The 12472-nt window shown below is 35.2% G+C and carries 13 protein-coding genes; 8 read left to right on the top strand and 5 right to left on the bottom strand.

Annotated elements, in window-relative coordinates; translation table 11 throughout:
- Nucleotides 1-33 precede the first annotated feature (33 nt).
- Together EOJ36_RS08460 and fmt are read right to left on the bottom strand one after the other, a co-directional pair.
- Nucleotides 34-1233 (bottom strand): pyridoxal phosphate-dependent aminotransferase, encoded by a 1200-nt coding sequence (locus EOJ36_RS08460; protein WP_127804307.1) that lies wholly within the window; start codon nt 1231-1233, stop codon nt 34-36.
- A 31-nt stretch (nt 1234-1264) separates the two neighbouring features.
- Nucleotides 1265-2194 (bottom strand): methionyl-tRNA formyltransferase, encoded by a 930-nt coding sequence (gene fmt / locus EOJ36_RS08455; protein ID WP_127804305.1) that lies wholly within the window; start codon nt 2192-2194, stop codon nt 1265-1267.
- A gap of 205 nt (nt 2195-2399) precedes the next feature.
- Between fmt and greA the strand changes: the two genes are divergently transcribed.
- On the top strand, nt 2400-2873 hold the full coding sequence (gene greA, locus EOJ36_RS08450; protein WP_127804303.1) for a transcription elongation factor GreA: 474 nt from the start codon (nt 2400-2402) through the stop codon (nt 2871-2873).
- A gap of 16 nt (nt 2874-2889) precedes the next feature.
- Here the strand turns inward: greA and EOJ36_RS08445 are convergent, their stop codons facing one another.
- Nucleotides 2890-3570 carry a YggS family pyridoxal phosphate-dependent enzyme gene (locus EOJ36_RS08445; RefSeq protein ID WP_127804301.1) on the bottom strand — a complete coding sequence of 227 codons (681 nt, stop codon included), beginning with the start codon at nt 3568-3570 and terminating at the stop codon, nt 2890-2892.
- Between the two features lie 87 nt (nt 3571-3657).
- Between EOJ36_RS08445 and EOJ36_RS08440 the strand changes: the two genes are divergently transcribed.
- The 5 genes from EOJ36_RS08440 (at nt 3658) to EOJ36_RS08420 (ending at nt 8039) form a co-directional block, all read left to right on the top strand.
- Entirely contained in the window at nt 3658-4629 is a 972-nt protein-coding gene (locus EOJ36_RS08440; RefSeq protein WP_127804299.1) for a hypothetical protein, read from the top strand.
- An 85-nt stretch (nt 4630-4714) separates the two neighbouring features.
- The gene (rpsF, locus tag EOJ36_RS08435; RefSeq protein WP_127804297.1) at nt 4715-5077 is read left to right on the top strand and encodes a 30S ribosomal protein S6; all 363 of its coding nucleotides are present in this window, start codon (nt 4715-4717) and stop codon (nt 5075-5077) included.
- Nucleotides 5078-5079: 2 nt separating this feature from the next.
- Entirely contained in the window at nt 5080-5331 is a 252-nt protein-coding gene (rpsR, locus tag EOJ36_RS08430) for a 30S ribosomal protein S18 (protein WP_127804295.1), read from the top strand.
- A gap of 36 nt (nt 5332-5367) precedes the next feature.
- Entirely contained in the window at nt 5368-5811 is a 444-nt protein-coding gene (gene rplI, locus EOJ36_RS08425) for a 50S ribosomal protein L9 (protein WP_127804293.1), read from the top strand.
- Nucleotides 5812-5912: 101 nt separating this feature from the next.
- Nucleotides 5913-8039 carry a T9SS type A sorting domain-containing protein gene (locus tag EOJ36_RS08420; RefSeq protein ID WP_127804291.1) on the top strand — a complete coding sequence of 709 codons (2127 nt, stop codon included), beginning with the start codon at nt 5913-5915 and terminating at the stop codon, nt 8037-8039.
- Between the two features lie 93 nt (nt 8040-8132).
- Here the strand turns inward: EOJ36_RS08420 and EOJ36_RS08415 are convergent, their stop codons facing one another.
- Nucleotides 8133-9362: an isocitrate dehydrogenase (NADP(+)) gene (locus EOJ36_RS08415; RefSeq protein WP_127804289.1), complete on the bottom strand. Its 1230-nt coding sequence runs from the start codon at nt 9360-9362 to the stop codon at nt 8133-8135.
- A gap of 133 nt (nt 9363-9495) precedes the next feature.
- Here EOJ36_RS08415 and purU point away from each other — a divergent pair, with 133 nt between their 5' ends.
- On the top strand, nt 9496-10329 hold the full coding sequence (purU, locus tag EOJ36_RS08410) for a formyltetrahydrofolate deformylase (protein ID WP_127804287.1): 834 nt from the start codon (nt 9496-9498) through the stop codon (nt 10327-10329).
- Between the two features lie 50 nt (nt 10330-10379).
- Nucleotides 10380-11714: a signal recognition particle protein gene (ffh, locus tag EOJ36_RS08405; RefSeq protein ID WP_127804285.1), complete on the top strand. Its 1335-nt coding sequence runs from the start codon at nt 10380-10382 to the stop codon at nt 11712-11714.
- A gap of 27 nt (nt 11715-11741) precedes the next feature.
- On the opposite strand, the gene EOJ36_RS08400 is transcribed toward ffh, so the two are convergent.
- On the bottom strand, nt 11742-12455 hold the full coding sequence (locus tag EOJ36_RS08400; protein ID WP_127804283.1) for an outer membrane beta-barrel protein: 714 nt from the start codon (nt 12453-12455) through the stop codon (nt 11742-11744).
- Nucleotides 12456-12472: the final 17 nt, after the last annotated feature.

Genomic DNA, 12472 nt, shown 5'->3' with positions numbered 1-12472 from the left:
TTTCTCGTTTCTCGTTTCTCTTCTCTCTAGTCTCTATTTCAACTTCGCAACAGCATTTGCAATTCTATTACAAGCTTCTTCCAATTGGGCATCAGCAGCGGCGGTAGAAATACGCATACAATTAGGTGCACCGAATCCTGAACCAGCTACTGTTGCCACATGAGCCTCTTGTAATAGCCAGTTGCAAAAATCGTCAGAATCCTTGATTGTGGTTTTTCCATCAGTTTTTCCAAAATAAGAAGAAATGTCAGGGAAAGCATAAAATGCACCATCTGGCATGTTTACTTTAAAACCTGGGATTTCTCTTAATTTAGCAACTACTAATTTACGACGACGATCATACGCCTCTTTCATTTCGTAAGCATGGTCTAAAGAACCATTGAAAGCAGCCACAGCAGCTTTTTGAGCTATAGAGTTTGTTCCAGAAGTAACTTGCCCCTGTAATTTCTCAATACCATCAGCAATCCATTTGGCACAGGCTACAAAACCAATTCTCCAACCAGTCATAGCGTGACCCTTTGCAACACCATTTACCGTGATGACACGGTCTTTGATTTCTGGAATGGAACCAATTGAAAAATGTCCTCCTGGAGTGAAATTAATATACTCATAAATTTCGTCAGCTAAAACGAATATTTTTTCATGTTTAGCAACCACTTTGGCGATATCTCTTAATTCAGATTCTGTATAAACGGAACCCGTTGGATTATTAGGAGATGCAAACATTACCATTTTGGTTTTTGGAGTTATTGCAGCTTCAAATTGTTCAGGAGTTACTTTGAAATTATTTTCAAAAGCGCCTTCAACAATGACTGAAGTGCCTTCTGCCAATTTCACCATTTCTGAGTAAGAAACCCAATAAGGAGAAAATATAATTACTTCATCCCCTGGATCAATTAAGGCAGCGATTGCGTTTGCTAAGGAATGTTTAGCTCCTGTAGAAACTACAATGTTTTCTGATGCCCACTCTAAGTTATTGTCTCTTTTTAACTTATTAGCAATAGCCAAACGCAAATCCGGATAACCCGCAACTGGAGAGTATCCGTGAAAACCATCATCAATGGCTTTCTTTGCAGCTTCACAAATATGAGCAGGGGTTTTGAAATCAGGCTCTCCAACAGAAAGACTGATTACTTGGTGACCTTGAGCAGCTAATTCACGTGCTTTTTTGGTCATTCCGAGAGTAGAAGATTCCTCTAATGCTTGAATCCTTTGTGCTAATAATGATGACATTTTAATATACTTAGTTTATTTACCCGCAAATTTACCCTTTTATTGCCGGATTAAAAATATATCCTCTTAAGAATTCATCTATTTTCATTTTTTTCTTGCCTTCTAATTGAAGTTCAAGGATTGATATTTTTCCATCTGAAACTAAAAAGTTTAAAAAAGTCTTTCCATCACTCTCATATGAACCTATTGGTTGATTTTTAATACTTTCTGAAATGAATTTTGCGGAATGAATTTTACAATTTTTACCATCCAATTCGGTATAGGCACTTGGGAATGGATTGAGTCCACGGATTAAATTATAAATTTCCAATCCTGGTTTAGACCAATCTATTTTACCTGTTTCTTTGTTTAATTTTGGCGCAGCTTTCAAATTTCCATTGTCAATTTGTGGCATTTGCTGGAAATTATTTTGCTCAATTGCATTCACAGTTTTAACCACTAATTGTGCACCAATGTGCATCAGTCGCTCGTAAACTTCACCTGTAGTATCTGTAGGTGAAATCTGGGTTTTTTCTTGAAAAAGAAGATCCCCCGTGTCAATTTCATGTTTTAAGAAAAAGGTAGTTACACCTGTTTCTTTTTCTCCATTGATAATTGCCCAGTGAATAGGAGCGGCCCCTCTGTAATTCGGTAATAAGGATCCATGCAAATTAAAGGTTCCCAAGTGTGGCATGTTCCAAACTACTTCAGGAAGCATTCGAAATGCAACAATTATTTGAAGGTCTGCTTGATAATTTTTTAAGGTTTGTAGAAAATCTTCAGCTTTCAAATTGCTGGGTTGCAGTACAGGTAATTGATGTTTTTCCGCACAAATTTTAACAGCACTTGCTTGTAGTTGTTGACCCCTGCCGGCAGGTTTATCAGGTGCAGTAACAACAGCAACTACCTCTTTTCCTGCTTGAATTAGCGCTTCTAGGCTAGCAACTGCAAAATCTGGAGTTCCAAAGAATATAATTCTCATGCGTAATTTTTACTTGATACAAAGGAAATGTTTTGGTAATCTAATGGGAATTTTCTTTACCTTTGTGTTATGAATTACAACAACTTGTTGGTAAAATCTCATTTCGATTAAACAAGAAACCGAAACAAAACTACAAATAAATTAGGTAGAACGGTCGGTGGCCGTTCTATTTTATTTTAATTGAAGCTAATATATTTATAAACAAATGGCAAAGTTACAGTATTACACAGCAGAGGCACTCGAAAAATTGAAAGCAGAATTACATCACCTTAAAATTCAAGGAAGATCTGATATGGCTAAGCAAATTGCAGAGGCGAGAGATAAAGGTGATTTGAGTGAAAATGCGGAATACGATGCTGCGAAAGATGCTCAAGGTTTACTTGAATTAAAGATTTCAAAATTAGAAGAGGTTGTTGCCAATGCTCGAATTCTTGATGAGTCAACAATTGACACGTCTAAAGTTTCCATTTATTCTATTGTGAAAATTAAAAACATCAAAAATGGTGCAACTTTTTCTTACACAATAGTGTCGGAAGAAGAGGCCGATTTAAAAACTGGAAAAATTTCAGTTTCTTCCCCATTTGGTAAAGGTTTATTGGGTAAAAAAGAGGGTGAAATGGCTGAAATTCAAGCTCCAGCAGGTAAAATGGAGTTTGAAATATTATCAATTACTCGATAAATTTTTGGGCTCTATTTTATCGAGCCCCATATATTTTTGACCCCACTCGAACCATGGTTGAACCTTCCTGGGCGGCCAATAAGTAGTCGCCAGACATCCCCATGGAAATTTCTTGCCAATCTACATTCCCTGCTTTTTCGCCCTTTTTTTGAGTTTTCACCTCTTCAAATATATTTTTTAAGCTCTGAAATTCTGTTTTAATTTGAGCTGTGTTTTCTGTGAAACTCGCCATTCCCATCAAACCCACGATTTGAATATTTTTCAAGCTAGACAGTTCAGGATTGTTCAATAATTCTTCAAGCTCCTGTTTGTCTAAGCCGAACTTCGTTTCTTCTTGTGCAATGTACATTTGCAATAAACATGGAATGGTCCGATTGTTTTTAAGAGCTTCTTTGTTAATTTCTTTCAATAATTTGAAGGAATCAACCGAATGAATTAAATGAACAAAAGGGGCAATGTACTTTACTTTGTTAGTTTGAAGATGTCCAATTTGATGCCAGCGAATATCCGCTGGTAATTGAGGTTGTTTATCTACCATTTCTTGCACCCTGTTTTCGCCAAAGTCGAGGATGCCAGCAGTATAAGTTGCTTGTAATTCAGCTATACTTCTTGTCTTAGTTACAGCAATTAATTTGCATTTGAACGGAGCTAATTGATTTAAAATAAATTGAATATGTTCTGAAATCTGAGAATTCATTTGGATTTTTTTTTACAAAAGTAACCATATTCAAATAAATTTATTATTTTTGATTCATGCATCTAATGAATTTTAGATATAGCATTTATGGAATCAAATCAGTCAAGTCATTCTAAATTTTCTTGGATAATTGCCCTTTTGGCAATTGTTTTTTTTGCTTTATACCTAGCAGAGCGAATGGATATTCAATTGGGATTTTTGACTTCAGCTGAAAAGAAATTTGTGAGTAGCGCCGAGGATCAATTAGATTCAATTTCTCAGCAATTGCGAATTCGGATGGTGGAAATAAAGAAGTTGGGTGGAAAGGTGAATGAATTGGAGGATGCGCGATTGCAAATTGAAAATGATCGCAAAAAATTACATGAGGGTGATGCTGAGGTCGATATTGAAGAAATCAAGAAGAAGTTGGCCTATTATGTGAAGTTGTTAGGTTTGAAGGACCAAGAAATCAAAAAATTAAAAAAGGAAAACGTAGTTTTAATTGCTAGAAATGACTCTTTGAGTAGAGAGGTGAAATTGATTCAAGAAGGCCTTACAAATATTCAAAAGGCGATGAAAGATTCTAGCAGTTTGTTTGGAGTGAAAGAAAAGGCCCTTTCTGAAAGATCTAGATTTTTAGAAGCAAAAAACCAAGAATTAAGTGAGAAGGTTAGTGTTGCAGCTGCCATGCATGCTGAAGGGGTAAATATTTATGCTATTTCCACCAGAGGGCGAGAGGCAGGTTTAAATAATCAAAAGGCAAAAAAAATCGAAAAAATTCGGGTAATTTTCCATTTGCAGGAAAATTCACTGACGGCCAAAGAGCTTAAAACTATTTATTTACGTATTATTGAGCCTACGGGTCTAGTTATTTCAGATTATGCGTCTGGTTCTGGTACCTTCGTTTTTAAAGGTCGCGAATTGCCCTTTACAGCTAAGCAACGTATATTTTACGAAAATAATCACCAATCGGTTGAATTTATTTATGCAAGAAATGGTGCATATAAGGAAGGTCGACATGAAATAGAAATCTATTCTGAGGGATTTCTAATTGGACTAGGTACATTTGATGTGCGATAAATTTTTGCATAATCGTTTGATATTGAACCTATTTTTACTACCTTTGCAGTCCAATTTTAATTAATTTAATATTTAACATTTTTTTATGGAATTAAAGAACTATGAAACGGTGTTCATCCTAACTCCCGTTTTGTCTGAGCAGCAGACAAAGGATGCCGTTGAAAAATTCAAGAAGCTATTGACAGACAATAGCGCACAGTTAGTTCATGAGGATGCTTGGGGATTACGTAAATTAGCGTATCCAATTCAAAATAAGCATACAGGTTACTACCAAATTTTTGAATTTGCTGCAGATCCTCAATTGATTGCAAAGCTAGAATTAGAGTATAAGCGTGATGAGCGTGTTATTCGTTTCTTAACAATCGCTTTAGATAAGCATGCAGTTGCTTACAATGAGAAGAAAAGAAAAGGTTTAGTTGGTAAAAAAGTAGAAAAAACAGAAGAATAATCATGACACTTGTAAACGAACCAGTAGATAAGAACAACAATCGTAAAAAATACTGCCGCTTCAAGAAGTCAGGCATTAAGTATATCGATTATAAGAATCCGGATTACTTATTAAAGTTAGTAAATGAGCAAGGTAAAATTTTACCTCGTCGTATTACAGGAACTTCTTTGAAATTTCAAGGAAAAGTATCACAAGCAGTTAAAAGAGCTCGTCATTTGGCTTTAATGCCATACGTAGCTGATGGCTTGAAATAAACCGGAAACAATTATTAACATTAGAGATTTATTCAAATGGAAATCATATTAAAAACTGATATTGCCGGATTGGGATATAAGAACGATGTAGTAACTGTGAAAGCAGGATATGGTCGTAATTACTTGATTCCCCAAGGATTTGCTATGATGGCAACTTCTTCGAACCTAAAGGTTTTGGCAGAAAATATTAAGCAAGCTGCTCACAAAGTAGAAAAAATCCGTCAGGATGCTTTGGATTTAGCTGCTTCAATTGGAGAATTAGCATTAACAATTCCTGCTAAAACAGGAGAAAGTGGTAAAATCTTTGGCCGTGTAACAAGCCTACAGATTTCAGATTTATTGAAAGAAAAAGGGTTCGATGTAGATCGTAAGAAAATTTCTTTTGACTCTGAGGTGAAAATGGTTGGCGATTACGCCGCTACTTTGGATCTTCACAAAGATGTAAAGCACAAAATTACTTTCTCTGTAGTAGCTGAGTAATTAAAATTAAATAAAAAAAGTCGCAGGTTTTCACTTGCGACTTTTTTTTGCCTATTTTTGAAAATATAAGAATTTTAATAAAGTAATTTTCAAGTAAATACATGCGTAAAATAGTTTTTCTATTATTGTTTATTTGGACCAAGGCCTTTCCACAAATCACGGTTGATTATCCCTATAATAATCAGGTTTTGCAACGTGACAAAACGAATTTTGCAGAAGTTTCATTCTTAGGAAAATTACCTGCCAATTCTTCCAAGGTAGAATATAAATTAATTCAAGTAGTCGATAGTAAAGAACAAGAAGGCAAATGGATAGTATTAGATTCTCTTGCAATCGGTGGATTTTACCAAGGGAAATTAACACTTAAAGGAGGCTGGTATAAATTTAAAGTTCGTACATTCTCCAACGGAATTCCCTCTGATTCTGCTACACTTAACCGGTTTGGAGTTGGAGAAGTGTTTATCATCGCTGGACAATCAAATGCACAAGGTGTTGAAAGGGAAGCATTTAATTCTGGAACTACCAATGAAATGGTAATTTCTGCTAATTTTAGCAATAGTGCTACTCCCACCGCAACTGATAATTTTTCCTATATTGGACCGAACGGAAAAAATTTCCCATTGGATAAATTCGAAGTAATCAAATCTAGCTCAATCATTGGACCCTTAGGATTTAACAACTTTTTTTGGCCCAAATTAGGAGAAACTATTGTTGCTAATTTAAAAGTTCCTGTTTGTTTTTTTAATGTGGCCTGGAGTGGAACCTCCATTCGAAACTGGGCAGAATCTTCCAGGGGAATCGCATCAAAAAACCCATGGATTGATTCGTATTATCCTGCAGGTTTCCCCTTTGATAACCTTCAGCAAGTCCTAAAAAAATATAGCGGAGTAAATGGTGTTCGTGCTGTGCTTTGGCAAATTGGAGAAACAGATAATGTGCAACAAATGTCTACCAACGATTTTGTCAGTTATTTTAAAGAAGTATCAAGTGCAGTTTCATCTGTTTCTGGACTTTCTATTCCTTTTTTATTAGCTCAAAGTACATATATTAGAAATTATGATGGGGGTTCATCATGTGGACCATTAGCAGATAATTCTAAAATAGTTGCCGCTTATAATGAATTGTTTAATTATAATAGCAATTTGTTTTTACCGGGTGTTAATTCTGATTTGATTGAGGTACCGCGTTTGGCAGTTCCATATTTGGGATGTACACACTTTTCTCCAAATGCTTTTAATGATTTGGCCAATGGTTGGTATGCAAAATTACAGGTTTTATTTTCGGGTGCTGGTCTGCCAGTTTCACCTTTATCATTTCCAATATTGGATAAATTTTGTTCAAATTCAAATGTAAATGTATATCGCTTAGGTGCTGATTCGTTTGATATTTTAAATTCAAATAACGAAATTTTAGCAGCTCAAAATTCTCTTTATGATAATTTGTCTGGTAAAACATTTACAATTAAATACAAGAAAAATAATTTTATCGAATTCCAATCGCCCATAATTAATAGTAATAATTTTCCAATTCCTGCTCAAGTTTCAATTACCGCCAATGGGAATCTGAATTTTTGTAATGGTAATCAGGTCGAATTGAAAAATTCGGGCTCTAGTTTAGTTTATTGGAATAATGGAGCTGTTGGTAGTTCTATTTTTGTTACAAAAACGGGTGAGTATTCCGCGGTTTCTAAAAATCAATTTGCCTGTCAATCAGCTCCTTCAAATTTATTAAAAGTAACTGTTTTTGAGAACCCAGCTACACCCCAAATTACTTTAAATTCACCTTATGTCCTCTATGGTGGATTGAAATTGTTTGATATCGATTACCACTGGCAGAATTCATCCGGAGATTTGCAAAAATCAGATACGTATCTTCGAGTGAACCAAACAGGGACCTATAAATTGTATGCAAGCAAAACGTACAATTCTACCTTGACTTGTAATTCAGCTCCCGCAATATTTAATTATACGCTTCCAAACGACGCTGGCCTATCAGCTTTTCCTAATCCAGTTTTTTCGGATGATTTAGTGAAAATTGAATCCATTTCTGATTTGACTAATGCAAATTATCAGTTGGTGGATTATTCAGGTAGAATTGTGAAGGAAGGGAAAATAACAAGTGACCAAACTTATAACTTGGCCCTTACTAATTTGGCTTCAGGGAAATATATAATCTCTGTTTCAACAGCAGATCATAAGACTTATTCTAAGCAAATAGTGGTTCAATAAAAAATTGTTAATTGTTAATGGTTAATTGTAAATTAATTCTCTACAATTAACCATTAACAATTAACAATTAACAATTAACAATTAACAATTATATTAAGCTAATGCTTTCTGTAAATTCTCGTCTAAAGCAGCTAAGAACTCTTCAGTATACAAATAGTGCTCTCCATGGTTTACTTTATTTCCGTGGATACAAACCGCTAAATCCTTAGTCATTTTACCTGATTCAACTGTTTCAACACAAACTTTTTCTAAAGTCTGGCAGAAGTGAATCAATGGTTGGTTGCCATCTAATTTTCCGCGGAATTCCAAACCTCTTGTCCAAGCAAAAATTGAGGCAATTGGGTTAGTAGAAGTTGGTTTTCCAGCTTGATGATCTCTGTAGTGACGAGTAACCGTACCGTGAGCAGCCTCAGCTTCCATAACTTTTCCATCTGGAGTAACCAATACAGAGGTCATTAATCCTAATGAGCCAAAGCCTTGTGCTACTGTATCAGATTGTACGTCACCATCATAGTTTTTACATGCCCAAACGAAATTTCCATTCCATTTTAAAGCAGATGCAACCATGTCATCAATTAATCGGTGCTCATATACGATTCCTGCAGCTTCAAATTTAGCCTTGTAATCTGCTACATAAATTTCTTCAAAAATATCTTTGAAACGACCATCGTATTTCTTTAAAATGGTGTTCTTAGTTGACAAATACAATGGCCATCCTTTTCCTAATGCCATATTAAAACATGAATGAGCAAATCCACGGATCGACTCATCTGTGTTGTACATTGTTAAGGCAACTCCATCACTTTTGAAATTGTAAACTTCAAATGATTGAACATCACCACCTTCTTCTGGAGTGAAAGTTACAGTCAATTTTCCTTTTCCTTTTGTTACAAAATCAGTTGCACGGTATTGATCTCCAAATGCGTGACGACCAATAACGATTGGTGCTGTCCAGTTTGGTACTAAACGAGGAACGTTGGCACAAACGATTGGCTCTCTGAAAACTGTGCCATCCAAAATGTTACGAATTGTTCCATTTGGAGATTTCCACATTTGCTTCAATCCAAATTCAGCCACACGTGCCTCATCAGGAGTAATAGTAGCGCATTTGATACCTACGCCATATTTCTTGATAGCCTCAGCAGCTTCAACTGTAACTTGATCGTTCGTTTCATCGCGATACTCAACACCTAAATCGTAGTATTTGATATCCACATCTACATACGGCAAAATCAATTTGTCCTTGATAAACTTCCAAATAATTCGAGTCATTTCATCGCCATCAAGCTCAACTACTGGATTGGCAACTTTAATTTTTTCCATTTTGAATATTTACTTTTGTTTGTACAAAAAATTAGATTTTTACAATCTACTTAATCCTACAAAGGTAGTACTAAAACTTTGTTTACTACATTATTTTGGGCTAAATTTGATGAATTTTTTAGATTATTTTTGGATGGAGACAATTATTAAAATTACCTGTTCAGACCAAAAGGGTTTGGTGCATCAAATCACGGGGGTTTTATTTGAACAAAAGGTAAACGTGACGCAGACAAATGAATTTGTTGTCGAAGAATCAGAACGCTTTTTCATGCGAATATCGTTTACAGGTGATTGTGACATCCCTTTTATTCAATCGAGTTTGCAAAAATTTTTGCCTTTAGATGCAAAAATTGAAATCATCCCTCCAATCCAAAAGAAAGTTGTAGTCTTAGTTACCAAAGAACATCATTGTTTAGGTGATTTGTTGATCAAAAATCAATTTCAAGACATGCCCTTCCAGATTCAGGCAGTTGTGGGCAATCACCAAGTTCTTCAACCATTGTGTGAGCAATTTAATATTCCATTTTATTTTATTTCAGCAGATGGAATGGAACGTGAGGCACATGAAAAATTGGTGTCTGAAAAAATTGATGCCTTTTCGCCAGATTTGGTTGTATTGGCAAAATATATGCGTATTTTAAGTCCAGCATTTGCCTCAAAATATTTAGGTAAAATGGTGAATATTCATCACTCATTTTTGCCGGCATTCATTGGAGCTAATCCTTATAAACAGGCATTTGAGCGTGGTGTAAAGATCATTGGGGCAACGGCCCATTTTGTGACGGATGATTTAGATGAAGGCCCAATCATTTGTCAAGAAATTGTACCTGTAAACCATACGCTTACAGCAAAGGATATGTCGAAAGCAGGAAAAGAAGTAGAAAAAATTGTCCTTTCAAAGGCTCTGAAATTAGTTTTGGAAGACAGAGTGTTCATTCATCAAAATAAGACGATTTTATTTGAGTAAAATTTGCTCAAAATTGGCTAAATTTGCCTTCCTTTTAAGATTTATAAATTATGTTTGAAAGTTTAAGTACCAAGTTAACCTCCGCAATGCGTACCCTGAAGGGAAAGGGTAGTATCACTGATGTTAATGTTGCCTCAACAATTAAAGAAATTCGTCGCGCTCTAATGGATGCCGACGTTAACTATAAGGTTGCCAAAGAAATTACAGATAATATCAAGGACCAAGCATTGGGTCAAAAAATCTTGATTGCTGTTGAACCGGGACAATTGTTAGTGAAAATTGTTCACGAAGAATTGACCAAATTGATGGGTGGCGAAAAGCAGGAAATTAATTTAAAAGGAGATCCGGCAATTGTATTAATTGCTGGTTTGCAAGGTTCTGGTAAAACAACATTTTCTGGGAAATTAGCCCAACATATCAAGAAATCAGGCCGTCAGGTTTTATTGGTGGCTTGTGATATTTACCGCCCTGCTGCTATTGACCAATTAAAGGTTTTAGGTGAGCAAGTAGGTGTGGAGGTTTATGCAGAGCCTGAGAATAAAAATGCCGTTTCTATTGCATCTAATGCTTTAGAATACGCTAAAAAAATGGGTAAAAAGGTTGTAATTGTCGATACTGCTGGTCGTTTGGCAGTTGATGAGGCAATGATGGCCGAGATTGAAGAGGTTAAAAAGGCTATTCGACCTACCGAAACCTTGTTTGTGGTCGATTCGATGACCGGACAAGATGCGGTAAATACAGCAAAAACCTTCAATGATAGATTAAATTTTGATGGAGTTGTTTTAACCAAATTAGATGGTGATTCTCGCGGTGGTGCGGCTTTATCTATACGCCAGGTAGTAGAAAAACCAATAAAATTCATTTCCACGGGAGAGAAAATGGAGGCCTTGGATCAGTTTTATCCTGATCGTATGGCAAATCGTATCCTCGGAATGGGTGACGTACTTTCCTTGGTTGAAAGAGCTCAACAAGCCTTTGATGAGGAAGAGGCAGCTCGTTTGAACAAAAAGATTCGTCAAAATAATTTTACATTTGAAGATTTTTATACCCAATTGCAGCAAATTAAAAAGATGGGTAATATCAAAGACTTAATGGGTATGGTGCCTGGAATGGGTCAAGCCGTTAAAGATGTAGATATTTCCAATGATTCCTTTAAGCCAATTGAGGCAATCATTCAATCTATGACGAAAAAGGAAAAAGAAAATCCAGATATCCTAAATTCATCTCGTAAAAATAGAATTGCAACAGGTTCAGGAACTTCAATTCAACAAGTAAATAATTTGTTGAAACAATTTGAAGATATGCGTAAAATGATGCGAATGATGAACAAAGTACAAGACGGCAAAATGAAAATGCCAAATCTTGGAAATATGTTTAAAAGATAACAAAAAAGCCCCTCGGGGCTTTTTTTATTAATTAATTCTGTAATGAGCTGAAATTGCTAAATTATTGATTGGTAATGTAATTCCATTTTCTCCAATTGAAATGTTCTGTTGTTTGATTTGAAAGGATATTTTTGTCAAATTAAACCCTATATGAAAGTTATAGCCAAAACCTGATAAACTAGAAGATTCCGAACTTGAATATCCTATATTTGAAGAAGATGAATACTTGGTAGTAACATTGTATAATCCATACCCTAAACCAAATCCAAAATACAAGGGAATTTTATCTGTTAAATGATATCTTGCACCTAACATAATTGGAATTAGGTTCGAATTTCTTGTTGTAGATGTTGAATAGTTGGAGCCTGAAAAATTAGAACTATTCGATAGAGTATTTGATCCATGGATAAAGGAAGCGTCACCATAAACGGTTAAATTGTCATAAACTTCAGCAAAATCACCATCTAAATTTACACCATATCCAATAGAACTACCAAAGGCAGACAAAATACTTCCCGGTAAATAAATTGATGCACCAACCTTTAAATTAGGCAGTGTAAGACTTTTTGTTGGGCTGATTGAGGTAGCCTCTGAAATTTTATTCGTTTGAGAAATGTTAGAGTTTTTAGTCTCTTTTTTAGGAATTCTAATTACCGCATTTTGAGAAAATAACTTAAAATTAATGACTAAAACTAAACATAGTGCAAGGATAAAAGTTAATGAATGTAGGTTTTTTTTCATTTTTATAATTTTTTCAA

This window comes from Sandaracinomonas limnophila (assembly GCF_004005965.1).
Lineage (GTDB): Bacteria > Bacteroidota > Bacteroidia > Cytophagales > Spirosomataceae > Sandaracinomonas > Sandaracinomonas limnophila.
The sequence above is the reverse complement of the archived record's forward strand: the minus strand, read 5'-3'. Positions and strand labels throughout refer to the sequence as shown.

What these genes read in the sequence shown, in the direction of transcription:
- EOJ36_RS08460 (WP_127804307.1), bottom strand. Translation starts at nt 1,233, where the DNA reads ATGTCATCATTATTAGCACAAAGGATTCAAGCATTAGAGGAATCTTCT.
- fmt (WP_127804305.1), bottom strand. Translation starts at nt 2,194, where the DNA reads ATGAGAATTATATTCTTTGGAACTCCAGATTTTGCAGTTGCTAGCCTA.
- greA (WP_127804303.1), top strand. Translation starts at nt 2,400, where the DNA reads ATGGCAAAGTTACAGTATTACACAGCAGAGGCACTCGAAAAATTGAAA.
- EOJ36_RS08445 (WP_127804301.1), bottom strand. Translation starts at nt 3,570, where the DNA reads ATGAATTCTCAGATTTCAGAACATATTCAATTTATTTTAAATCAATTA.
- EOJ36_RS08440 (WP_127804299.1), top strand. Translation starts at nt 3,658, where the DNA reads ATGGAATCAAATCAGTCAAGTCATTCTAAATTTTCTTGGATAATTGCC.
- rpsF (WP_127804297.1), top strand. Translation starts at nt 4,715, where the DNA reads ATGGAATTAAAGAACTATGAAACGGTGTTCATCCTAACTCCCGTTTTG.
- rpsR (WP_127804295.1), top strand. Translation starts at nt 5,080, where the DNA reads ATGACACTTGTAAACGAACCAGTAGATAAGAACAACAATCGTAAAAAA.
- rplI (WP_127804293.1), top strand. Translation starts at nt 5,368, where the DNA reads ATGGAAATCATATTAAAAACTGATATTGCCGGATTGGGATATAAGAAC.
- EOJ36_RS08420 (WP_127804291.1), top strand. Translation starts at nt 5,913, where the DNA reads ATGCGTAAAATAGTTTTTCTATTATTGTTTATTTGGACCAAGGCCTTT.
- EOJ36_RS08415 (WP_127804289.1), bottom strand. Translation starts at nt 9,362, where the DNA reads ATGGAAAAAATTAAAGTTGCCAATCCAGTAGTTGAGCTTGATGGCGAT.
- purU (WP_127804287.1), top strand. Translation starts at nt 9,496, where the DNA reads ATGGAGACAATTATTAAAATTACCTGTTCAGACCAAAAGGGTTTGGTG.
- ffh (WP_127804285.1), top strand. Translation starts at nt 10,380, where the DNA reads ATGTTTGAAAGTTTAAGTACCAAGTTAACCTCCGCAATGCGTACCCTG.
- EOJ36_RS08400 (WP_127804283.1), bottom strand. Translation starts at nt 12,455, where the DNA reads ATGAAAAAAAACCTACATTCATTAACTTTTATCCTTGCACTATGTTTA.